General features: G+C 37.5%; 20 protein-coding genes. 10 read left to right on the forward strand and 10 right to left on the reverse strand.

Annotated features, from left to right (window positions below; genetic code table 11):
* Positions 1-398: 398 nt before the first annotated feature.
* From H3R28_RS05535 to cydD, 6 genes are all read right to left on the reverse strand, one after another.
* Positions 399-596, reverse strand: coding sequence for a hypothetical protein (locus tag H3R28_RS05535; RefSeq protein WP_155566218.1), 198 nt, complete (start codon positions 594-596; stop codon positions 399-401).
* A gap of 16 nt (positions 597-612) precedes the next feature.
* Positions 613-1,749 (reverse strand): cytochrome d ubiquinol oxidase subunit II, encoded by a 1,137-nt coding sequence (cydB, locus tag H3R28_RS05540; protein ID WP_155579918.1) that lies wholly within the window; start codon positions 1,747-1,749, stop codon positions 613-615.
* 1 nt (position 1,750) lies between these two features.
* On the reverse strand, positions 1,751-3,352 hold the full coding sequence (locus tag H3R28_RS05545) for a cytochrome ubiquinol oxidase subunit I (RefSeq protein ID WP_155567548.1): 1,602 nt from the start codon (positions 3,350-3,352) through the stop codon (positions 1,751-1,753).
* 191 nt (positions 3,353-3,543) lie between these two features.
* Entirely contained in the window at positions 3,544-4,014 is a 471-nt protein-coding gene (locus tag H3R28_RS05550; RefSeq protein ID WP_198210061.1) for a hypothetical protein, read from the reverse strand.
* Between the two features lie 115 nt (positions 4,015-4,129).
* Entirely contained in the window at positions 4,130-5,827 is a 1,698-nt protein-coding gene (cydC, locus tag H3R28_RS05555) for a thiol reductant ABC exporter subunit CydC (RefSeq protein ID WP_198210062.1), read from the reverse strand.
* The gene (cydD, locus tag H3R28_RS05560) at positions 5,824-7,500 is read right to left on the reverse strand and encodes a thiol reductant ABC exporter subunit CydD (RefSeq protein WP_198210064.1); all 1,677 of its coding nucleotides are present in this window, start codon (positions 7,498-7,500) and stop codon (positions 5,824-5,826) included. The genes cydC and cydD overlap by 4 nt, the downstream gene beginning before the upstream one ends.
* Positions 7,501-7,866: 366 nt before the next feature.
* On the opposite strand from cydD, the gene H3R28_RS05565 reads away from it, so the two are divergent.
* The 7 genes from H3R28_RS05565 to H3R28_RS05595 all read left to right on the forward strand — a co-directional run bounded on the left by H3R28_RS05565 (position 7,867) and on the right by H3R28_RS05595 (position 14,971).
* A complete protein-coding gene (locus tag H3R28_RS05565) occupies positions 7,867-8,898 on the forward strand; it encodes a sulfate ABC transporter substrate-binding protein (protein WP_198210066.1) in 1,032 nt (343 codons plus the stop codon).
* A gap of 18 nt (positions 8,899-8,916) precedes the next feature.
* On the forward strand, positions 8,917-9,783 hold the full coding sequence (cysT, locus tag H3R28_RS05570; RefSeq protein WP_198210068.1) for a sulfate ABC transporter permease subunit CysT: 867 nt from the start codon (positions 8,917-8,919) through the stop codon (positions 9,781-9,783).
* Entirely contained in the window at positions 9,784-10,626 is an 843-nt protein-coding gene (locus H3R28_RS05575; RefSeq protein ID WP_198210069.1) for a sulfate ABC transporter permease, read from the forward strand.
* Position 10,627: 1 nt separating this feature from the next.
* On the forward strand, positions 10,628-11,611 hold the full coding sequence (locus H3R28_RS05580) for a sulfate/molybdate ABC transporter ATP-binding protein (RefSeq protein WP_155564824.1): 984 nt from the start codon (positions 10,628-10,630) through the stop codon (positions 11,609-11,611).
* 296 nt (positions 11,612-11,907) lie between these two features.
* Positions 11,908-12,660: a phosphoadenylyl-sulfate reductase gene (locus H3R28_RS05585; RefSeq protein ID WP_198210071.1), complete on the forward strand. Its 753-nt coding sequence runs from the start codon at positions 11,908-11,910 to the stop codon at positions 12,658-12,660.
* A 26-nt stretch (positions 12,661-12,686) separates the two neighbouring features.
* Positions 12,687-13,601 carry a sulfate adenylyltransferase subunit CysD gene (gene cysD / locus H3R28_RS05590; RefSeq protein WP_110439299.1) on the forward strand — a complete coding sequence of 305 codons (915 nt, stop codon included), beginning with the start codon at positions 12,687-12,689 and terminating at the stop codon, positions 13,599-13,601.
* Positions 13,602-13,639: 38 nt separating this feature from the next.
* On the forward strand, positions 13,640-14,971 hold the full coding sequence (locus tag H3R28_RS05595) for a sulfate adenylyltransferase subunit 1 (protein WP_198210080.1): 1,332 nt from the start codon (positions 13,640-13,642) through the stop codon (positions 14,969-14,971).
* Between the two features lie 45 nt (positions 14,972-15,016).
* Here the strand turns inward: H3R28_RS05595 and H3R28_RS05600 are convergent, their stop codons facing one another.
* Positions 15,017-16,138 (reverse strand): alpha/beta fold hydrolase, encoded by a 1,122-nt coding sequence (locus H3R28_RS05600; RefSeq protein ID WP_198210082.1) that lies wholly within the window; start codon positions 16,136-16,138, stop codon positions 15,017-15,019.
* A gap of 66 nt (positions 16,139-16,204) precedes the next feature.
* Here H3R28_RS05600 and H3R28_RS05605 point away from each other — a divergent pair, with 66 nt between their 5' ends.
* From H3R28_RS05605 to H3R28_RS05615, 3 genes are read left to right on the forward strand one after another with little or no spacing between them, the layout of a single operon-like run.
* Positions 16,205-16,405, forward strand: a complete 201-nt coding sequence (locus tag H3R28_RS05605; protein ID WP_155564821.1) for a zinc-finger domain-containing protein — start codon at positions 16,205-16,207, stop codon at positions 16,403-16,405.
* Between the two features lie 8 nt (positions 16,406-16,413).
* On the forward strand, positions 16,414-19,194 hold the full coding sequence (gene polA / locus H3R28_RS05610; protein WP_198210084.1) for a DNA polymerase I: 2,781 nt from the start codon (positions 16,414-16,416) through the stop codon (positions 19,192-19,194).
* 3 nt (positions 19,195-19,197) lie between these two features.
* On the forward strand, positions 19,198-19,806 hold the full coding sequence (locus tag H3R28_RS05615; RefSeq protein WP_155564819.1) for an SCO family protein: 609 nt from the start codon (positions 19,198-19,200) through the stop codon (positions 19,804-19,806).
* Positions 19,807-19,883: 77 nt separating this feature from the next.
* Here the strand turns inward: H3R28_RS05615 and fghA are convergent, their stop codons facing one another.
* The 3 genes from fghA to H3R28_RS05630 all read right to left on the reverse strand — a co-directional run bounded on the left by fghA (position 19,884) and on the right by H3R28_RS05630 (position 23,031).
* The gene (gene fghA, locus H3R28_RS05620) at positions 19,884-20,720 is read right to left on the reverse strand and encodes an S-formylglutathione hydrolase (RefSeq protein ID WP_198210085.1); all 837 of its coding nucleotides are present in this window, start codon (positions 20,718-20,720) and stop codon (positions 19,884-19,886) included.
* Between the two features lie 27 nt (positions 20,721-20,747).
* Positions 20,748-21,860, reverse strand: coding sequence for an S-(hydroxymethyl)glutathione dehydrogenase/class III alcohol dehydrogenase (locus tag H3R28_RS05625; RefSeq protein ID WP_232351239.1), 1,113 nt, complete (start codon positions 21,858-21,860; stop codon positions 20,748-20,750).
* Positions 21,861-22,260: 400 nt separating this feature from the next.
* Positions 22,261-23,031 (reverse strand): energy transducer TonB, encoded by a 771-nt coding sequence (locus tag H3R28_RS05630; protein WP_198210086.1) that lies wholly within the window; start codon positions 23,029-23,031, stop codon positions 22,261-22,263.
* Between the last annotated feature and the right edge of the window lie 55 nt (positions 23,032-23,086).

Genomic DNA, 23,086 nt, shown 5'->3' on the forward strand with positions numbered 1-23,086 from the left:
CTGCACCAGATTCAACAATATCAAAACACTCGCCTTTTTCTGCCCATTTAGAGGAGAAAAGCTTTCCAGGTCTTTGAATAGACATATATAATCCCAACCAACTTTATTGTAAAATAACTAATTAATCATAATAAGAAATTAATTAATTACTTATTGATTGAATAGGGATTATTTGCCTTAGTTAATTAACTTATCAATATTATTCATTTACAAATTTTAATATATCACTTAATTATTTTAAATAACAAAGCCGAGAAAAATATTTTTCTCGGCTTTGTTATTTAAAATACATCTATTACATTAGGGAAAAATTCTTTTAGTAATAAAATAAAATATCAAATAAACAGCCAAATAAATAAAAGGAACGCAAAATATGATTAATTCAAGATAACCACCCATTAGAATTCTCCTGTTGAATCACGTAAATCTGATTGAGCATCAAATAAAACTGCCCCTGCCACTGATATGAGAATAATCATCACTGTACCAATTAACCATGCAAAATACCAAGGTCCCTGATCACCCACAAAAACAGCGATTAATAATGCGACTATTAAAACCAAGCCAAGTCCAGTGAAACGTAGAAATATAGACATAATAACACCTTATTATTCAATAACTGTGATGATCGTTTATGATATTGGAAGTTTTAACCTTACCCCGCATGACATAAAAGCACCATGACGTATAAGAAAGGATGATGGGCACAAAAAGACAAGCCACAACAGCCATGCAAATTAGTCCATATAAACTACCGCAACTGTTCCATATTGTCAGACTTTGATTTGGAATTGTTGTTGAAGGCATAAAAAACGGAAACATGGCAGCCCCAACCGTACCAATAACACCAATCCAGGAACCAAGTCCGATCCACCAGGCAACAACAGGTCTATCAGATTTAACCATTAATGTTCCCAGTAACATGCATAAAACACCCAGCAAAGGTAATCCCCATAAAATTGGATGTTCATAAAAATGATGTAACCAGGCCCCTTTATATAATGCAACATTCTGACCAAATAATGGATTTGAAGGCATTGCAGGATGACCACTGACTAAAACAAATCCTTTAATTTGCGTAATCCATAATCCTCCCAAAACAAATAATATTATCGCTATCATCCCTGCAATAGTGGCATATTTTTTTGCCCGTAAATAAATGGGATCTTCACCACGTATCATCAACATGGCTCCACCTTGATAAATACTTAACGAAACCGATAATAAACCACATAAAACAGCAAATGGATTAATCAGATAGCTCCAGAAAGATTCATCTTGAAAATACTGTCCATTCCAAATGAAATGATATCCTACACCTTGCAAGATATTACCAAAGGCTGCTCCACAGACAAACATTGGAAAGAAACCAGAAACCAAAAAAATCCAGTCCCAACTCGAACGCCATAATTTTGCATCAACTTTTGATCTAAATTCAAAAGCTACAGGTCGCAAAATCATGCTGAACAACAGTAAAACCATAACAACATAAAAAACAGAAAACGCCGTGGCATACAAGGTTGGGAAAGCAGCAAAAATGGCACCTGCTCCCAAAATAAACCATACCTGATTCCCTTCCCAATGGGGTCCGATAATATTAAGGGCTGTACGACGCTCAACATCATTTTTGCCAACGAAACGAAGAAGCATACCAACACCCATATCCATACCGACCATCAGGCCCAATCCAATAAGCAGGATACATAATAATGTTGCCCAGATTAATTTGAGAATTACATAATACTCCATATCAATCTCCCCAGCCTTCTTGATATGTAAACACTTTTTTCGATAAAGAATCCCTATCTTGATATTTTACCGGCCCAAGTCGAGCAAATTTAAACATCAAATAAAATTCCACGACAATAAATACACTGTAAAATAATAAGAAGCCGATCAAGGAAAAAACCATATATCCCGCACTATGTGTTGACGAAGAAACAACTGTCGGCAGAATTTCATAAACGGACCATGGTTGTCTTCCCACCTCTGCTGTGATCCAACCGAACTCGGATGCAATAAAAGGAAGCGGAATTGACCATGTAATTATCTTTAAAAACAAACGGTTTTTTTCAATTTGTCTTTTCAGGCTTACGTATGATCCCATGGCAAAAATGACAAAGAAATAGATTGCAAGGAAAACCATAATTCTGAAGGCCCAGAATGTAACAAAGACATTAGGGACAATATCATTCTTGGTTTTTTCAATAATAGTCGATTTATACTCTGGCGTGATTTTTGCTATATCCTGATCTGGAGCATATTGACTTGCCAGAAAACCATATCCCATATCTTTTTGATGAGCCTTAAATATATCGAGATCAGCCTGTCGATGGTCTTCCCCATAACGTTTTAAAGCCGATACCGCCTTTATGCCCGACTCAATCCTTGGAACCGCTTGATTTTTTAATTCCTTAACACCAGGAATAGAAGTTGTAAAATCATGGGTTAACAAAGGGGTTAAAACAAAGGGAACTCCAACCTCCAAATGGTTTGTCTGCTTTTTATCATCGGGAATACCAAATAAAATCCATGGTTCATAAGGAGGTTTGCTTGTTTCCCACAACCCTTCCATTGCAGCAACTTTTGTCGGTTGATGCATATAATCCAATCGGCCAAGGACATCCCCAAGCGTTATGACTGCAATTGTTGAAATAATTCCAAATAATGCGGCCATACGAAAAGAACGTGCGGCAAATTCACGATGCTGTTTACGTAATAAATAAAATGCGCTGATCCCCATTACAAACATTGATGCGGTTACAAATCCTGCCACAGAAGTGTGTACAGCTTTTGCCTGTGCATCAGGATTGAAAACCAGAGCAACAAAACTTGTTGAGGTTAATCGCATGGTCTCTGGATCAAAATGAGCCCCTGCAGGCATATTCATACATGCATTTGCCACTAAAATCCATAAGGCGGAAATATTTGACCCCAATGCGACAAGATAGGTAATTGCCAGATGCGCACCACGACTCAACCGGTCCCATCCAAAAAACATTAGTCCGATAAATGTTGATTCCATAAAGAAGGCCATTAAACCTTCAATCGCAAGAGGTGTTCCAAAAATATCGCCAAAGAACCTTGAATACATTGACCAGTTCGTGCCGAATTCGAATTCCATGGTTAATCCTGTTGCGACACCAATCGCAAAATTAACACCAAATAATTTTCCCCAGAATTGTGTCATTTCCTTGTAAATTTCTTTACCAGTAATGACGTAGGCAGTTTCCATGGCAGCCAAGATAAATGTTAGACCCAGTGTCAAAGGAACAAACATGAAATGATACAAAGCTGTCAAAGCAAACTGAAAGCGGGAAAGATTTACAACCAGAAGGTGTATCCCATCCATTTTATATAACTTTCATTTTTCCAAAAAAATGTTCTAGTCTAATATCTGGCTAAAATAGAAAATCATAGAAAAAGACAGCAAAAAACCCTATACCAAATAAAAGAATAATTATTTGATTGCTTTTATAAACTATTTTATCAACGAGGTGTTTTCTATAATAGCCAAACACAAATATTGTTTGAATATTTTACTTATGAATATGTTTCATAAAATGGGGGCGCTCTTGCCCCATTTGCCTTGTAAAAAATATTGAGTGGAGCCTTAGCAAGATATACCCGATATAAATATAAAATAATGGATATTAAAATCGAAGGTAATAGAGGCTCATAATTAACAATCGATATTGGCAACCAAAAAATACTACAATAAAGACAGAAAAGTATCCCTTTTTGTTTTGAATGAGAAGTTGAACTGTGAGAAAAGGAAATTTTCTCATCCATTGGCATAATGACGTTATTCATACTCAACATACTGTTCATATGTTGCATATGCATCATGGCCTTTGGCGCGAATTGCCCATTATGCATTGGGCAATGCCATATTTTCGTAAATGTCAGGGGCGTAGTGAATAAATGAAAAACAAAGAAAAACAAAACTGTCAGTGCTGTATAGTTACAAGCCCTATCTATGTTTTTTTCTTCAATTTTCCGTTTTGGATACATTATCAAACAGCTAAAAACAATATTAATTCCTTATAACATATCCTGTTAAAATCGATTGATAAAAAAACTGTAATTATACGTAAAATATTCGTGTAATTTAATTTTGAAATTAAGATTATTTTCTATAGTCATCCATGATAACTTTATTAAAACATCCATTTTCCAGCGAAAAAACAAGATTCATTAAAAACAATATACTTGTTTCATGAGTAATGATTATCAGAGTTTTGTCAGCATATAGTTTCAATAATTCCTGCATCATTGTATATTTTGTTTGCTGATCCAAACCATCTGTTGGTTCATCAAGAATCAGCCAAGGGGTTTTACGTAAAAGAGCAATAGCAATAGCCAATCTTTTTGCCTGTCCTCCCGACAATTCTATTGCGTTATTGCCTATATGACTGTGAATATTCTTTGGTAGTCGTTTAACAAAATCATCAAGTTGCACAATTTTTAACACATCATAAATTTCATTTTCAGTTGCATCCGGTACAATCAATCTAAAATTATCCATGATACTTCCAGAAAAAAGATGAAAATCCTGGGAAACAACAGTGATAAAAGAAGATAAATTATACGTATTCAAATTCTTGACAGCTTCACCGGCAAACTTAATTTCTCCAGCCTGGATTGGATAAAACGAAAAAATCAAATTGATCAAACTACTTTTACCAGTCCCGGACTCGCCAATAATCGCCACTTTATCACCTTGTTTGATTGTTAAAGATGCATTCTGTAAAATCATTCTTGGGTTATGGGGATAACTGAATTGAACTTTGTCAAATACGAGACAAGTGGAAGAGGATACGGAATTGATGACCCTACTGCTTTGTTTCTTTTTCCCTGCATTTGATAGAATCTGTAACCGTTTTTGTGCCAAGCATGCTTTTATATGAGCATGACAGGCCTGTGGTAAAGGAAGTATAACATCAAAAGCTGCCATTACACCCAAAACCAACATGGGAATTTCAGCTGCATTCAGTCCCATATCATGATGAGCATTACTGGCCTGAAACAAAACGGCAATAACACAAATCATCATAATAAATGTAATTAATGACTTGGCCACACTTTCAATACAATCCAGCATCAATCTGCTTTGATCAATAGATTTCTGAGCAGTCTGAATTTTTTTAAAATACTGATCAATAACCTTAAAAATATATAATTCACCAAAATGACGCAGAGTCTCACCTAGATCAGCCTGTAAATTGTTTCTTGATTCAAGAATATGACAAATATACTTGTATGAACAACCGTAAACTCCAACAGAAACCAGACCGACTGCCATGATAAAAGCTATGGCCAAGGAGAAAGCCGCCACAGGCAAAAAGAAATAAAAGGTAACAACAAATATAATCCCACAACATAAAGCCCGAATAAATGGAAGCAATGCATCAGTATAATAATTTGCTATATTTTCTGAATCGGAAACAAATTGTCCCAGCAAGTCACCCCCTCTTTTATTCACAAGTCCTGCAGGTGTTAAGGGGATCAGACATTCATAAACCTTTTTTCTTGCCAGGCTTATAACCCTTAATGCACCATCATGCGTGATCACACGTTCCAAATATCGTGTCACAATCCGTGTTATGGCAAAAAAACGGACCCCTGAGGCTGGAACAATAATATTAAATGCCTGAACGGCAATAATCCCACTTAATCCAACTATGGCTGCACTAGCTATCAACCATCCTGATAAAAACAGCAACCCAAAATTACTCAGGGCCGCGATACAAGATAAAAATAGACCCAGCATTAAATGCCATTTAATCGGTTTAACCAATTGAAAAAAAGAAAAATTAAAATTCATAACGACTTGCCTCCAACCCTTGAATTATGAAGCAGTTGTCCCCGATCTATTTGTACAGAAACCTCACCATAAAAGATTAAAAGGGGATTGTGCGTTGCCACAATAACAATCCTGTCCTTTTTAAGAAGTTGAATAGTCTGAATAATCTGCAAGGCATTTTTTTGATCCAACCCGGAAGTGGGCTCATCAAGAATCAGAATATCTGGATTTTTTAACAGCGCTCGTGCCAACATAAGGCGTCTTATTTGTCCACCCGATAAATTCTGCCCTTCCTCCCCTATATGAGTTTCAAAACCCTGTGGTAAGGTTTCTATAAAAGACAAAATACCGGCTTGATTGGCTACACTACACAATTGTTCAAAAGAAGGTTCAAAAGCTTTCAGGGATAAATTATCCCTAATCGTCCCATATAGCAATAAAGGTTCTTGAGGAACCCAGGCAATATCCACCATATTTAGAGATTGTGACTGGTTTTTTAAATCAACCATTCTAAGCGTGCCTGATTGTATAGGCAAAAAACCAAGTAAAATATTTAATAACATCGTTTTTCCAGCACCGCTATGACCAAATATAATATTGAGCCTATCTCTTAAAAATGTACAAGTAATATCCTGCACTAAATTTATATTTTCTTTATTCTTAACCGTTACATGATCGAGAATGATTTCCCTAATACCTGTATCTGTTCTTTTATTTTGATAAGAAAATTTAATTAATTTTGGTAAACTATATATTTTTTTTAATTGATCCAAGGCTGCATTTGCATTTTGTCTGGCATGGTAACTCGATGAAAAGTCTCGTAAAGGCATGAAATATTCTGGCGCCAATAACAGGACAAGAAAAGCAGAGTGAAAATGCATGGTTCCATTTAACAAACGAATACCAAATGTCACAGCGACAACTGCAATTGATAAACTTGAAAAAAATTCCAACACTGCTGACGTTAAAAACGCAACCTTCATAACTGACAGTGTTGTTTTACGATATTCATCTGAAAGTTTTTCAATAAATTTCAGACTTTCACCAGCCCGTCCAAATAACCGTAAGGTCTTCAACCCTTTCAACATGTCAAAAAAGTTTCCGCTTAACAGGGATAACTGCCGCCATTGTCTATCCATAATCACCTGTGCCGTATATCCAACCAAAGCCATAAAAAGCGGAATTAAAGGACCCGTACATAACAAAATCACAAAACCCCAAATATCAAAGTTTAAAACAGTGGCCAAAATAAACAGGGGCAATATGACCATCATCACGGCACTGGGGATATAGCGTGCAAAATAAGGAAGCAGATTATCGACGGCTTCTGTTAGGCTGTTAACCATTTCCCCCAAAGAAATATGACTGTAGGAAATTGGACCTGTTCTAAACAGTGATTGATAAATCTCCAACCTTATGGCTTTTGTAATTTTTAATGCCGCTTTTATGCCAGTAATATCAGAAACAGATCTGGTACAAATTTGAAAAAATACACAACATATAAAATAAATAACTTCGTTATCAACAAAAGAAATATTCGCTTTATAAAATATGATTGAAGTAATGATTTTTGACAACAACACCAATTCTAATATTAATAATATTGATGAAATTGAAGATAAAAAAACAGTAATAACAAACCAATTTACTGATAATTTAATAAATTTGTTAAGCGTTATTGATATATTATTCATTTTTATAAAACATATAAAATTAATCTAAATTTTATACTAATCTAAATAATGATTATTTAAATTGGCGGCAACATGATGATAATGATTATAAAATGTATTTTATATTGACCCCTAAAATTATAAAATAAACATTTTCGCGAAAATTGAAGTTTGTTGCAAAATAGAAATAATTGATATATATATAAAAATTAATATCATCAAATTTATCTTCTAGATAAATCTGAAAGTTTATATTTACACAGATTTAAAATACTTTATAAAAAAGTAATTTATTATATTTTTTAAAAATTAACTTTTATTTTTTGTTAAAATAGTTCATATTCACATTTACGCAAGTGATTATTCCCCTTTCAAAGCCATATCCCTATGTTTTTATTCAGATATATTACTCAAACATTACATTTATATATAGCTTTGATTATTGTAGTTTTTGCCGTTACAACATCCACCGTCCGTACTAAAACCATAACTCTATTGAATTCTTCCTATGATCCGACACGAGAATTTTTTCATCAATATAACCATTTTTTTCAACATTACTGGAAACAGAAAACAGGTCAGGATGTCATAATATACCAATCCCATAGTGGTTCAGGAAAGCAGGCCAGGGCCATTATTGACGGTATGCAAGCCGATATTGCCACACTAGCTCTTGCCGGAGATATTGATGCAATCAATAAATATCACCCCTTGCTGACCAAAAACTGGCAGGACAATTTTCCCAATCATAGTGTTCCTTATACATCAACCATTGTTTTTCTTGTTCGCAAAGGTAATCCCAAGCATATCCATGACTGGAATGATCTTGTCAAACCTGACATTGCTGTAATTACCCCCAACCCAAAAACCTCTGGTGGGGCAAGATGGAATTTTCTCGCTGCATGGCTTTACAGTTATACCAAAAATCATGATCCACAAGAGGCCTATGATTTTGTCAAACAGCTTTATAAAAATGTTCCCATACTTGATGCCGGGGCAAGGAACGCCAGTCTTACATTTACCCAACGCAACATTGGAGATGTACTTATTTCTTGGGAGAATGAGGCCTATATGGCAACCCGTGAATCAGGGGCAGGACAATTTGAGGTAATAACCCCATCCACATCTATCCTAACGGAACCCCCCGTTGCACTCATCGATACTGTTATTGACCAAAAAAAAACAAGGGAAGTAGCAAAAGATTATTTACTTATGCTTTACAGCGATGAAGGTCAAAAAATTGCCGCTCAAAATTATTATCGTCCCATTAATCCACGTATAGCATCCCATTACATCATGTTTCGTCCCCTTCATCTTTTAAAGATCAATGATTTCTTCAAAAACTGGACAGAGATTAACCAAGAGTTTTTCAAAGATCATGCCATTTTTGACCAAATCATTCACAGTATTAATCAATAAAGCCATAAGGAAAAAATTATGTCTTTTTCCCGATATTCAATTCTTCCAGGGTTTTGGCTTAGTTTTGGATACAGTCTTTTCTGGTTGTCCTTTATCGTTTTATTACCATTGGTTGGACTGATTCTTTACAGCACCCATATCAATAGTCATCAGCTTGTCATGATCTTAACCGATCAACGCTTATTAAGCGCATTAAAACTTTCTTTTTACACCTCTTTCTGCGCTTCTTTAATGTCCTCTATCCTGGGCGGTTTTTTGGCCTGGAATTTAATACGTTACGAATTCAAGGGAAAAAAAATAATTGATTCAATGATTGATCTTCCCCTGGCATTACCTACTGCAATTGCAGGCATTGCATTAACGGACTTATATGCGCCCAACGGTTTATTCGGTACAATTTTACCCTTCAAGGTTGCCTACACACCCCTGGGCATTATTCTTGCCCTCATATTCGTTACAATTCCCTTTGTAATCAGAACCTTGCAACCCGTTATAAAAGAGTTCCCCCCCTCATTACAAGAAGCGGCTTACACACTAGGTGCAACCCGTTTACAAACATTTATATATATCTTTCTCCCCATTTTATTTCCTGCATGGCTTACCGGTTTTTCGCTTTCTGTTGCAAGAAGCTTGGGAGAATATGGCTCCGTTGTGTTCATTGCCGCAAATATTCCTTACAAAACGGAAATTTTACCTATCTTAATCGTATCAAAACTTGACCAGTTTGATTATACGAGTGCCACTGTAATCAGTCTCTTAATGTTGCTGGTTTCTTTTTCTTTATTATTTTTTTTCAACCTGTTCCAAAGACATTTTAAACCTTACCGCCTAATTCTATCCACATCCCAGCTTTCCCCTTTTAATATTTTTCAGAGGAATACATAAATGCCCTTTTATTCCTCCAAACCTTTTGTAAATTGGCAAAAAAACAGCCTTATCTTTATTACTTGGCTTATTTTTTTAATTATTTTTATCGCACCCCTTTCTATCATTCTAATTGAAGGTTTAGGCAAGGGTATTGTCTTTTTCTGGGTCACCTGTAATTCGTCAGAAGCCCTGGCGGCACTAAAATTAACAATAATAGCGACTTCCTGCGCCGTTTTTTTCAATGGAATCTTCGGACTGATGGCTGGATGGTGTTTATGCAAATATGATTTCAAAGGGAAAAATATACTTTTAACCCTCATCGATCTGCCTTTTTCCATTTCCCCTGTGATTGCAGGTTTGATTTATACCTTATTCTATGGATCGCAAGGTATTTTGCATACTTTTTTAATGCATTATCACTTACAAATTATTTATGCAATTCCAGGAATTATTCTTGTAACCATTTTTGTGACTTTTCCTTTTATCGCACGTTCTTTGATCGCCTTAATGCAAACCCAGAGCAATCAAGAAGAGGAAACCGCCCGTCTGTTAGGTGCATCAGGATGGCAAATTTTTAAAAAAATAACATTTCCCAACATCAAATGGGCATTTCTATATGGTATTGTTATGTGTACCGCCCGTGCCATGGGAGAATTTGGTGCCGTTTCAATTGTTTCAGGCCATATACAAGGCCTGACCAATACCTTACCCCTTCATATCGAGATTTTATATAATGAATATAATGCCGCGGCCGCATTCAGTATTTCCATTCTCCTTCTTATCATGGCCCTATTCATTCTCATTCTAAGATATTGGTGTGAGAAACAACTTAAACCGTCCCAAAAGAAGGGAAATAGTTAAAATGGGTATTCAGATATCTCATCTCAATAAATGGTTCAATCATTATCATGCACTCAATGATATAAACCTCACCATTGAAAAAGGTGAGCTTGTTGCACTCCTAGGACCATCGGGATGTGGAAAAACAAGCCTGTTACGAATTATTGCAGGTTTGGAATTGCCCACCTCGGGACACATCTTTTTTGAAAACCAGGATATAAGCAAGGAAGATATTCGTAATCGACATATTGGGTATGTATTCCAGAATTTCGCTTTATTCCCACATATGAAAGTTATTGACAATATTGCGTTTGGTCTACGCATTAAACCAAAAAAAGTACGGCTTTCCCCCAAAGAGATCACGAAAAAAGCTCAATTTCTTTTGGAAATGGTACAACTTGAACATGTGGCCAATCATTATCCACATGAACTCTCCGGCGGACAATGCCAAAGAATTGCCCTGGCCCGTACCTTAGCCATAAATCCCAAAATTCTATTACTGGATGAACCTTTTTCCGCTCTTGATACAAAGGTCCGAAGAGAATTACGACGTTGGCTAACCCGGTTTCATCAAGAAATTCAACTGACAACCCTTTTTGTAACGCATGATCAGGAAGAGGCCATGGAAATTGCTGATCGTGTTGTCATCATGAATAGGGGTATCATTGAACAAATTGGCTCCCCGATTGAAATCCTCAATAATCCGGCCAATGATTTTGTCTATAATTTTTTGGGCGATTCGAATAATTTACGTATTGGGGAAAAAAGCTTTAATTTTCGCCCCTATGAAATTGATATACAAATTAACGATATATCCCCTATAGGATACTATCCAGCAGAAGTCATCGATATACGACCCCTTGGTGCTTTAATGAAACTAGTTTTAAAACCTCAACAATGCACCTCTCACATTGAAGCCCAAATTCCAAAAACAATTCCAAAAATTCATAATCTAAAAAAAGGCCAAATTATTTATTTTAAGCCAATTTTAGATTTTGAAATATGAATATATACAAGGAAATTATAAATTTTATATATAAATCAATAAACTACAAATAAAATGTACAATATTTTATAGTTATTAATTGACTTTATTTACTTAAATAATACAAATTATATTGCTTAAATTGAAAATATTCTATATTTTACAGTTAATTAAAGTAATTTGAGGAATAGTTTTATCATGGATCAGCCCCCTATTGCAGATTATCCTGTTTAGTCATTAACACCAGAATTTCTAACCGCATCTTTTTCAAATTCCTAATAACAGAATTATTATATCAACTTAGGTAACAGTTTACGATGACACCACTTGAATTCTATTCCAAACATCCAAGCGAGCAATATGAACAGAAGCTCGAACAAACAAGGTCATTCCTGCAAAAAATAAATCGGGATTATTCACCATTGGTTCAGGCAACCAGTTTAGGGGTGGAGGATATGGTAATCACAGATCTTATTCATCAGCTTGATTTACCCATTCAGGTTTCCATGCTGGATACACTAAAACTGCATCCTCAAACGCTAGCCTTAAAAAGACAAGCTGAAATTCATTATAATATTAAAATAAAAAGCTACTATCCAAACAAAAGAACAATCCAGAATTATGTTCAAAAAAATGGTGAAAAAGCGATTTATCAATCAACTGAGCTTCGTAAAGAATGTTGTCACATCAGAAAACTGGTCCCCCTGACCGACCTTTTACGGAACTATAAAGGTTGGATTACAGGATTACGCAAGGAACAATCAAATTTCCGGGCCAATCTTCAAGCAGTTGAACCTGAAAACAAAGGGAATGATCAACCTGAAGTAAAGCTAAACCCTTTACTTGACTGGACAAATGGAGATGTGTGGTACTACGTTAAAACATATCGCGTTCCCTACAATACGCTTCATGATCATTTTTTTGTCAGTATTGGCTGCGAACCATGCACTCGCGCCATCACTCTTGGCGAAGATTTTAGAGCTGGACGCTGGTGGTGGGAACAGGATGAGGCGAAGGAATGTGGTCTTCATGTGAGTGCACCCATTTCTTTCAACTCTCATCAGTCTTAACATATTTTAATTATGGTCATTTTATCATGAATTTTCTCATATCATCCTCGAACCCTGCCTTAAATGATCTGGAAGAAGAGGCCATATTCATTATGCGTGAAGTGGCTGGTTCCTTCGAAAAACCAGCCCTGTTATTTTCTGGCGGCAAGGATTCATGTATTTTATTAAGGCTGGCTGAAAAAGCCTTTGGGCAGGGACGCTTCCCCTTTCCGCTTCTTATGATCGATACAGGACATAATTTTCCAGAAGTCATCCAATTTCGTGATCAGAGAGCAAAAGAATTAAAGGCAAATTTAATCATTCGATCAGTAGAAGAATCAATGAAACGAGGTACGGTGAGGCTATCTCATCCTTTGGAAAGCCGTAATCCCCATCAATCAGTAACATTGTTGGAGGCTATAGAGGAATTTGGTTTTGATGCATTAATTGGAGGGGCCCGCCGTGACGAAGAAAAGGCCCGTGCCAAGGAAAGAATTTTTTCACACAGGGATTCTTTTGGTCAATGGCAACCCAAAGATCAACGGCCAGAATTATGGAACATATTCAATACCAGAATTCATCCGGGTGAAAATTTCCGTGTTTTTCCAATCTCTAACTGGACGGAATATGATGTATGGCGTTATATCGAACAGGAAAATATTCCCTTACCCAGCCTTTACTACGCTCATCAACGGCAAGTCATTCCCCGCAAAGGGTTGCTTGTTCCTGTAACAGAGGTGACACAGCCTAAACAAGATGAAGAAATTCTTACCAAAACTGTCCGCTTTCGCACGGTCGGTGACATGACCTGTACTTGCCCTATTGAAAGCAATGCAAAAACAGCACGCGATATTGTCAGGGAAACAGCTACCGTCACGATCAGTGAACGTGGTGCAACCCGTATGGATGACCAGACCTCAGAAGCCTCAATGGAAAAACGTAAACTTGAAGGTTATTTCTGATCTCTCTATCCCCGTTTTTATTTCTTAAGGAATGCATCATGATATCTTCTCCCGTAAATTCCACCTCTCATTCACATCATACATTAAAATTCCTGACCGCCGGAAACGTTGACGATGGCAAAAGCACATTAATCGGCCGTTTATTACTCGATAGCAAGGCAATTCTTGCCGATCAACTATCTGGTATACAACAACAGTTTTCGACAGACCGTTCCTATGATCTCGCCCGGCTTACAGATGGATTACAAGCTGAACGAGAACAAGGTATTACAATCGATGTGGCATACCGTTATTTTACCACACCAACTCGTAAATTCATTATCGCGGACGCACCAGGTCATGAACAATATACAAGAAACATGGTAACCGCCGCCAGCAATAGTGACGCTGCCGTCATTTTGGTCGATGCGACAAAATTAAACTGGGAGATGGAAAATGTTGACTTGTTGCCTCAAACCCGTCGACACACATTACTTGCCAACCTATTAAAAGTCCCTTCGCTGCTTTTCGCCATCAATAAACTTGATGCTGTCAAAAATCCCGATATTGCCTTTGTGCATATTAAAAAAGCACTAAAAAAATTCACTCAGGAAGCAAATATACCTGTTACGCACATCATACCCATTTCAGCATTAAAAGGTTATAATATCATCTCCACTATAGCTGATAACGAAAGATATCGCTTATGTGAAAATGTCTATCACGGTCCCTGTCTTTTAGACGCCTTGACCGAACTTCCCTCCCAACAACATATTGTCAAATGTCCTTTATATTTCCCTGTCCAATATGTACAAAAACTATCTGAAACCCAATCCAGCCCCACCCAACATGGTCAAAGAATTTTTTGGGGGAAAATAGCGGCAGGAACTGTCAAGCCAGAAAATGAAATTATTGTGCAACCTTCTGGACTAAAAGCAAAAATTGCTAAGATTTTTGCCGATGCACTACAAAACGAAATACCCTGTGCTGAAGCGGGTAAATCCGTTGGATTAATTCTTGACCGGGAAATAGACATTTCCCGAGGGGACTGGATAACCTCTCCTTCCATATCTCCATTACAAAAAGAGATCCAAGCCACCCTGGCATGGTTGGATGACGAACCTTTGATTATTGGAAGACTTTATTGGTTGAAACATGGTCACCGCTGGATCAAGGCGAAAATCTCATCAATTCATAATCATCTAAATATACATAATCTGGAAAAAGAACCTGCCAAGGATTTACAGAAAAACAGTATTGGACAAGTTTCCCTAACCTTGCAACAGCCAATTCCGGTTTTACCCTATAACCAGGCAAAAGATGTGGGTGCAGCCATTTTGGTAGATACGGCCACCAATCGGACTGCTGGAGCTGTTCTCCTCCAAGGCTAGCCGGCAAGCTGTTATTGCACTATCACCCATAAGATATAGAGACTTTTATTTTTTAATAAAATTATCAACCTGGCTTGGCAAATAAACCGGTATTTTTTCCTTTCCCTCAATCGATAACCATGTGGAGGTTGAAATATCTCCACCTGATGGCAAAAACTGATCCGGACTAAAAATCCAGCTCAGTATATCCTGCACCACAATGTTTCTATTTCTACCACGCAACAATAAATGATATCCTCCAGGAATATAATCCTTTCTTACCCAAGAAGGAAATTGTCGCCAGACCTTTTTCATTGAAGAATCAGGGATGAGCTGATCCATATCACCATACATTACAAGGATTGGAGAATGAATATAAGGAGCCGCCTTTGCAGCCTTGCTCATCAAATTGACCAACCCATACAATGCCTTTACACGGGCTTTGTGCAATGATAACGGATCAAAATACAAACGTAACAGGGATTCATCATTATCACTTGCCCTGATGGTTACCGGGGCGCTTTTTCCACTTAACCGCCAATTCGGGGCGATCGTATTGATCATGCGCAAGATAACATCGGCAACCAGTCCCAGCTGTTTATGACCCCACACGGCTGGGGCCAGTAAAATATAACCATCGACTTTTGGAACATTGGGACGTGAGGCCAAACACATGGCGACAGCCCCCCCCATACTCTCTCCCATCACATACAAGGGTGTATCGGGATATCGAGTTTTTAAAAATGATATTTCCTCAATAATATCGTCAATCATCCGACGGCTACCCGCCCAATTCCCTCTTAACGGTGCTTGTCCAAATCCTCTCTGATCCGGGGAATATAAAGTTACACCTGACTTAACAAAATAATCTGCTGAATCTTCCCACGCATCGCGACTATCATTAAATCCATGTAAGGCCAGGATAATTGCCTTTTGTTGTATTGCCCGCCATATACGCACGGGAATACGGGCATGATCCGACATTTCCCACCACAAATCAGGAGGAATCAGCTTTTTATAACGTGCATAGGGATCAGAACCGATAGAGGATGTATTCAAAACAGAACTATTCACTTTAACTTCTGCATAGGCTATATTACAATGTTGGGTCAGGAAATAAATTCCGATCAGAAAAAAATAGCAAACTTTATGTAAATAGACAGAACTTAAACGGTTTAAGAAAAACATATTTGTCCAAGATAAATTTTATTTTTATAAATGATAAGTTCTGAACCACTTAACAAGGGTATATTCATGAATTTAGAAAAAGATTCTACAACAACCTTACCGACGAAACCTATTGAAACCATTTATACGTCCTCCCAAACCGTTGCTTGTGAGGGTAATCATACACTATTCGGTCATCCACGGGTTTTTCTAAAACTAAAAAACGGACAGGCAACCTGTCCTTATTGCTCAAAATCATTTGTCTATAAACCATCTGAATCAAATTAACATCTTTCATGACTTCATCTTCTGCATCAAATCAAAAACACTTAATCCTCATTGATGGATCCGGGTTTATTTTTCGTGCTTTTCATGCCATTCCCTTAATGACTGATCCATCAGGAACACCTGTCAACGCGGTTTATGGTTTTACTAACATGATGATAAAACTAATCCGTGATCGTGTGGCCAGTCATATGGCTGTAATTTTTGATGCAGGAAGAAAAACCTTCAGGAATGAAATTTATCCAGCTTATAAAGCACATAGACCCCCTCCTCCTGAAGAGCTTGTTCCCCAGTTTTCACTTGTTCGGGAAGCCTCTGAAATTCTGGGATTACCAACAATTGAAATGGCAGGATGGGAAGCTGATGATCTTATTGCAAGTTACGCAAAAGCAATCGTGGCAGATGGGGGCAAATGTACAATTATTTCTTCCGATAAGGATCTGATGCAATTAATCAACGAACATATTCAAATGCAGGATCCCATCAAGGAAAAAATCATCAAGATTGAAGAGGTACAAGCTAAATTTGGTGTGTCCCCAACAGATATGATTTCCTTACAAGCATTGATGGGAGACCCGGTAGATAATGTCCCTGGAGTTCCTGGCATAGGTCCCAAAACGGCAGCCGCTTTAATTCATGAATATGGACAGTTGGAGGATATCCTTGCTGCCATTCCTACGATGAAGCCCTCCAAACGGCGCGATAATCTTGAAACCAACAAGGAAAATGCACGAATTTCATACCAACTTGTTCAGCTAAAAGATGATATTTCTCTACCCACCCCGATTGATCAGTTAAATTGTTGCAAGGCTGATCCTGAAAAAGTTACCGCATGGCTTCAAAAACATGGATTCCGCTCCATATTAAATCGCTGGACAAAAAATTCTCATAATACAAACGACATTCCTCATACATCTCGCAGACAGGAAACACAGACCGGTCCCGAACCAAACAAAGCGGTTCTTGCCGCCCCGTATCATCAGTATGAGACCATTCTCAATAACACGCAATTACAGGAATGGATTCACCGAATTCAAACAACCCATTTTTGTGCCGTGGATACTGAAACCGACAACCTTAATGCATTACAGGCAAATCTAATCGGGATTTCCCTAGCTGTAGCCCCGGGTAAAGCCTGTTATATTCCCATCAATCATCAAATAGATGGAGAATTATTAAAACCAGAACAAATTTCATTAAAAAATGTCATTCAGTATCTTGGCCCCATTCTGACAGATCCTTCCATCCTCAAGATTTTTCATAATGCTAAGTATGATTTTCTTGTTTTGGAACATAACGGGTTTCCGCAACCTGCCCCCTATGATGACACAATGATTATTTCTTACAACCTGGCGGCAGGAGAGCACAGACATGGAATGGATGAGCTGGCAAAACGCTATTTGAATCATCAAACAATATCTTATGATGCATTAACCGGAACCGGTCGTAAACGTATCCCTTTTGCGCAAGTTTCAATTGAAGAGGCAACAACCTATGCAGGTGAAGATGCAGATGTCACTTTGCGTTTATGGGAAATATTGCGACCTCAATTAAGAACCGCACATGTTCTAGGTCTTTATGAAGAAATAGAACGCCCCCTAATTCCAATCCTGACCAGGATGGAACAGAATGGAATTATGATTGACGCTTCCCTTCTTCAAAAGCTTTCTACTACTTTCACCGAAAAAATGTCAGAACAAGAAAAAGAAATCTATCATGTTTCCGGTGACGAATTCAATTTGGCCTCACCAAAACAGCTTGGGGAGATCCTTTTTGACCAGATGAAGTTGCCTGGTGGAAAACGTATGAAATCTGGTACATGGGGGACAGATGTCAAGGTATTACAGGAACTTAGCGATCAGGGTTACGAGATTGCTGAAAAACTGCTGGCTTGGCGACAATTGGCGAAACTTAAATCCACCTATACGGATGCCTTGGTTAAGGAAATAAACCCGGAAACAAAACGTGTACATACCAGCTTTAATATGGTTGGAACCGTTACGGGACGTTTGTCTTCCAATGATCCCAATTTACAAAATATACCTATTCGAACAGAAGAGGGTGGAAAAATCAGGGAAGCATTTATTGCCAAGCCTGGCCATGTTCTTGTTTCCGCAGATTATTCACAAATAGAATTGAGGCTTCTCGCACATGTTGCAAATATTCCCCAATTAAAAGAATCCTTTATTCATAATGAGGATATTCATGCCCTTACAGCCTCAGAGGTCTTTGACGTTCCAATCAATGAAATGCAACCTTTGCTGCGTCGACAGGCCAAAGCCATCAATTTTGGTATTATTTATGGAATTAGTGCCTTTGGGTTAGCCAAACAACTGAATGTTTCATCATCTGATGCCAAACAATATATTGAGACCTATTTTAAACGTTACCCTGAAATAAGGGCATATATGCAAAATACCCAGGAAGAGGCAAAGGAAAAGGGATTTGTTCTAACACCTTTTGGCAGAAAATGCTGGATTGCTGGAATTAAAAATAGCAAAGGTCCACAAAAGGCTTATGCCGAACGCCAAGCCATAAATGCTCCTATTCAGGGGGGCGCCGCCGACATTATAAAGTGCGCAATGCGGGATATGGACAAAATCATCACAGAAAAAAAACTCCCCGTAAGCATGTTATTACAAGTTCATGACGAGTTGCTTTTTGAAGTGCGAACAGATTATGCTGAAACATTCGTTAATCTTGTTAAGCAAACAATGGAAAACACTGTTAATCTTTCCATTCCCCTTGTTGTTGAGGCTGGAATAGGTAAAAACTGGGCAGAAGCACATTAAACCATGCCACAGAATCAAAAAAAATCTATTTGGATTATTTCATTCCTATTTATCGCTTTCATTATTGGCATGATGTTCCTCGGGATTAAATTCACTGCCAATCATACAGCCGTTGCGCCTGAAAATTCCAATGTAATCGGAGGGGGTTTTCAACTTATCAGCCCTGCAGGAAGTATCGTCAATGACGGAATATTCAGGGGAAAATGGATGTTGATGTATTTCGGTGCAACACGTTGCCCGCATAATCAATGTCGTAAGGATCTTATAAAAATGGGTGAGATCATTAACCATTTAGAGAATAAAGCATCTCAACTTGTTCCAATTTTCATATCCTTTGATTCTAACTATGATACACCCAGCCGTCTGATGTTAAGTATGAAAGCCTATAATGATAAAATTATAGCCCTGACCGGTGGTGAACTGGCGCTTCGTGATATTTCAATTCTTTATCATGTTTCCATTAAAAAAGCGCCAATCAATAGTGATATAAGCCTTGTTGAACCTTATGATCAGTTCATTCTCATGGATCCAGAGGGAAAATATAGAACCTCCATTCAAACAGGAACAGAAACGCATCAGATTGTAGAGACCCTTGAATCAATAATCCATTAAATATAGTTTATACAAACTGTCCTCATTTCAAAAAGCGTGAAACTGCATAAATTCTTGATATGATTATTCACATATATTTACTTTAAATATCTATAATGAAATAACAAATGATCACAAATAAAACTTGAAACAAAAAAATAGCTGTGGTCATAATCTTTCTGCCATCGCAATTGAAACGGCCAATTCTTTTTGAGGGCAACAGTTTCCAAAATTTCTGGTTGTAACTGTTTTAATAAAAATTCATCCGTTGTTCCCTGATCAATCAATATGGGAAAGGGTTGATCAATATAATGTTCCATTAGAAAACAGCTATCATAGACTTGCCAAGTTTCCTTGCTATCTCCAAGATAATGACAAAATGCCTTCCGCCCAAACGGCACCTGCATTGGATTAACAATTGGTGCAAAAGCCGAAACCGAACAAAATCGACCAGGATGTTTTAGGGCAAACATCAAAGCACCATGACCACCCATTGAATGTCCAGCAATAGATTGCTTGCCATTCGATTTAAATTGTCGCTTGATCAATTTGGGAAGCTCAATGGAAATATAATCAAACATTTGATAATTTTGTTTCCAGGGTTCTTGTGTCGCATTAACATAAAAACTCGCTCCCTGTCCCAGATCATAAGAAGGCGCGTCAGGAATTATATCACCTCGGGGACTTGTATCAGGGACAACCAGTATAATTCCCAATTCTGCAGCATATTTTTGCGCCCCTGCCTTAGTCACAAAATTCTGGTCATTACAAGTTAAACCGGAAAGCCAGTATAATATAGGTAAAGTTGTATTCCTGTAATCAGGTGGCAAGTAAACTGAATAACTCATTTCGCAGCCCAGTGTGACTGACCAGTGTCTAAACCGTTTTTGCTGTCCACCAAAAGATTGATGAGTTTCCAATTCAACATATTTCATAATATTTCCTGTCAAACCTATCTGAAACTAGTAATGTAAAACAGTTCGAATAGCCTTTCCCTGATGCAATAAATCAAAAGCCCTATTAATCTCATCAAATGCCAAGTCTTGTGTTATAAAATCCTCCAAAACAAATTTGCCTTGCAGATAATCATTTACAATAACAGGCAATTGTGAACGCCCCTTAACCCCACCAAATGCGGATCCTCGCCATACGCGGCCGGTCACCAACTGAAAAGGACGGGTGGAAATTTCCTCACCTGCCCCGGCAACACCAATGATAACAGATTCTCCCCAACCTTTATGACAACATTCAAGAGCAGAACGCATTACCTGAACGTTTCCTATACATTCAAATGAAAAATCTACTCCACCTTTTGTTTTTTCAATTACAACTTCCTGTATTGAGACGGAATAATCTTTAGGATTTATAAAATCGGTAGCACCTAACTTCCTAGCCAATTTAAATTTTTCTGAATCAATATCAATTGCGACAATGCGACCTGCACCCGCCATATGGGCTCCCATAATGACCGACAAGCCAATCGCACCCAACCCAAAAACTGCAACACTATCACCTTTTTGTACTTTTGCCGTATTTTTTACAGCTCCCATACCAGTTGTGATTCCACAACCCAATAAACATACTTTTTCCAAAGGTGCCTGTTTACTGATTTTTGCTACGGAAATCTCTGGAACAACCGTATATTCGGAAAATGTAGATGTTCCCATATAATGATAGATAGGTTCGCCGTCTTTAAAAAAACGGTTCGTACCATCAGGCATCAACCCTTGACCTTGAGTGACACGAATAGCCTGACAGAGATTGGTTTTACCAGAACGACAATATTCACATGTTCCACATTCCGGAGTATATAAGGGTATAACATGATCACCAACAGAAACACTTGTTACCCCTTCACCAACAGCCTGTATAATTCCCGCCCCTTCATGACCCAATATTGCTGGAAATATACCTTCAGGATCTTTTCCTGAAAGCGTGTATGCATCTGTATGACATACGCTGGTTGCAATTATCTTTATTAAAACTTCCCCTTTTTGTGGCGGCATTAAATCAACTGTCTCAATTGAAAGGGGCTGATTGGCTCTCCATGCAACAGCAGCCTTCGTTTTTATCATCTCCATCTATGATCACTCTTCTGATACAAAAATTAATTTATTCAATTAAATATTAAAACCTAGGATTTTATAAACCAAACAAACAGTTTCAAAGTAAAGATTATATCTATAAAATTGAATTTCATGACTCAATTTAGGTTAAAATTTATTATAGTCTTCTGGTTCCAACAGTTTGAAAATAATCAATCCATAAACCCCAAACAGGCATTGATAGAATTTTCTTTCTTGATATATTCTTACTTCAGATAATCTTCCCGAAAAAGTATTTTTAATTTAAACCTGTTTCAATTTTAAAAATAAAATGGCAATAATCAAATAAACTATATAATAAAAAACATATATATCGGCTGAACCGATCATAAATATTATTCAATTATACATGAATACTACTTGTATATTTTTAGTTGTGTCTTAACTCAAAATGAACCGTGGTGGTTGTCTGAACAAGCGTATCATTATCCTCCAGTGCACTGCATTTTATTTGTTGGACTGCCTCGATTGCAGCCCGATCCAAATCAACAAAACCACTTGTCTCAACAATTTTTACCTGACCAACCTGTCCATTTGACAAAATTTGCAATGCAACCTTTGCAACACCCTGTTCATGTCTTCTACGGGCAGCCAAGGGATAAGTGCTTTTTGGTGATGAGCAGCGTTGCAATGGAAAATTGTGGCTGACTAAAGGTATTGATGATTTGGCTTTTTGTTCCATTCCCCTATCCTGCCTTTTCTGCTGTCCCATTGCTGATTGAGCAGCTATTTTATTTTTGGAAATGTTGCGATTACTCGATTGATCCTGAGTGGTTGGCACTGAAATTTTTTGCAATGCGTTCATGGCCGGCAAAGCATTGACAGGACTTCTGGCCACGGGGATGGTTACTGCCTTCAGATCATCCGTTTTATTTTCTGCAATTGCATCCAATGAGGAAAGAGATTTCATCCCTTCTTGAAATTGAACCACAACCATTGAAGAGAGTGGGAAAACTTCTTTCTTTACATGTAAACAAAAAAACATTAGCAGGAAAACAATTATATTAAATAGAACAGCAACCGTACAGGCCAGCTCTATCCCTACTGAATTGACATGTTCGGAAAAAACCAACGTCCTTTTTGGAAATGATGATAAAATCGTTTTCTGTTTCAGAGAAGGACAGATAGGTTCCTGTTTCATAATCCTTGATGCCATATTTGCTCAAATATATTAGAGGTAAAGAGCCTTTATTCTA

The organism is Commensalibacter sp. M0268, from assembly GCF_016101925.1.
GTDB lineage: Bacteria > Pseudomonadota > Alphaproteobacteria > Acetobacterales > Acetobacteraceae > Commensalibacter > Commensalibacter melissae.

What these genes read in the sequence shown, in the direction of transcription:
- cysD (WP_110439299.1), top strand. Translation starts at nt 12,687, where the DNA reads ATGAATTTTCTCATATCATCCTCGAACCCTGCCTTAAATGATCTGGAA.
- H3R28_RS05580 (WP_155564824.1), top strand. Translation starts at nt 10,628, where the DNA reads ATGGGTATTCAGATATCTCATCTCAATAAATGGTTCAATCATTATCAT.
- H3R28_RS05585 (WP_198210071.1), top strand. Translation starts at nt 11,908, where the DNA reads ATGACACCACTTGAATTCTATTCCAAACATCCAAGCGAGCAATATGAA.
- H3R28_RS05535 (WP_155566218.1), bottom strand. Translation starts at nt 596, where the DNA reads ATGTCTATATTTCTACGTTTCACTGGACTTGGCTTGGTTTTAATAGTC.
- H3R28_RS05575 (WP_198210069.1), top strand. Translation starts at nt 9,784, where the DNA reads ATGCCCTTTTATTCCTCCAAACCTTTTGTAAATTGGCAAAAAAACAGC.
- fghA (WP_198210085.1), bottom strand. Translation starts at nt 20,720, where the DNA reads ATGAAATATGTTGAATTGGAAACTCATCAATCTTTTGGTGGACAGCAA.
- cydB (WP_155579918.1), bottom strand. Translation starts at nt 1,749, where the DNA reads ATGGAGTATTATGTAATTCTCAAATTAATCTGGGCAACATTATTATGT.
- cysT (WP_198210068.1), top strand. Translation starts at nt 8,917, where the DNA reads ATGTCTTTTTCCCGATATTCAATTCTTCCAGGGTTTTGGCTTAGTTTT.
- H3R28_RS05545 (WP_155567548.1), bottom strand. Translation starts at nt 3,352, where the DNA reads ATGGATGGGATACACCTTCTGGTTGTAAATCTTTCCCGCTTTCAGTTT.
- H3R28_RS05605 (WP_155564821.1), top strand. Translation starts at nt 16,205, where the DNA reads ATGAATTTAGAAAAAGATTCTACAACAACCTTACCGACGAAACCTATT.
- polA (WP_198210084.1), top strand. Translation starts at nt 16,414, where the DNA reads ATGACTTCATCTTCTGCATCAAATCAAAAACACTTAATCCTCATTGAT.
- H3R28_RS05595 (WP_198210080.1), top strand. Translation starts at nt 13,640, where the DNA reads ATGATATCTTCTCCCGTAAATTCCACCTCTCATTCACATCATACATTA.
- H3R28_RS05625 (WP_232351239.1), bottom strand. Translation starts at nt 21,860, where the DNA reads ATGATAAAAACGAAGGCTGCTGTTGCATGGAGAGCCAATCAGCCCCTT.
- H3R28_RS05550 (WP_198210061.1), bottom strand. Translation starts at nt 4,014, where the DNA reads ATGTATCCAAAACGGAAAATTGAAGAAAAAAACATAGATAGGGCTTGT.
- H3R28_RS05615 (WP_155564819.1), top strand. Translation starts at nt 19,198, where the DNA reads ATGCCACAGAATCAAAAAAAATCTATTTGGATTATTTCATTCCTATTT.
- H3R28_RS05600 (WP_198210082.1), bottom strand. Translation starts at nt 16,138, where the DNA reads ATGTTTTTCTTAAACCGTTTAAGTTCTGTCTATTTACATAAAGTTTGC.
- cydC (WP_198210062.1), bottom strand. Translation starts at nt 5,827, where the DNA reads ATGAATTTTAATTTTTCTTTTTTTCAATTGGTTAAACCGATTAAATGG.
- H3R28_RS05630 (WP_198210086.1), bottom strand. Translation starts at nt 23,031, where the DNA reads ATGAAACAGGAACCTATCTGTCCTTCTCTGAAACAGAAAACGATTTTA.
- H3R28_RS05565 (WP_198210066.1), top strand. Translation starts at nt 7,867, where the DNA reads ATGTTTTTATTCAGATATATTACTCAAACATTACATTTATATATAGCT.
- cydD (WP_198210064.1), bottom strand. Translation starts at nt 7,500, where the DNA reads ATGAATAATATATCAATAACGCTTAACAAATTTATTAAATTATCAGTA.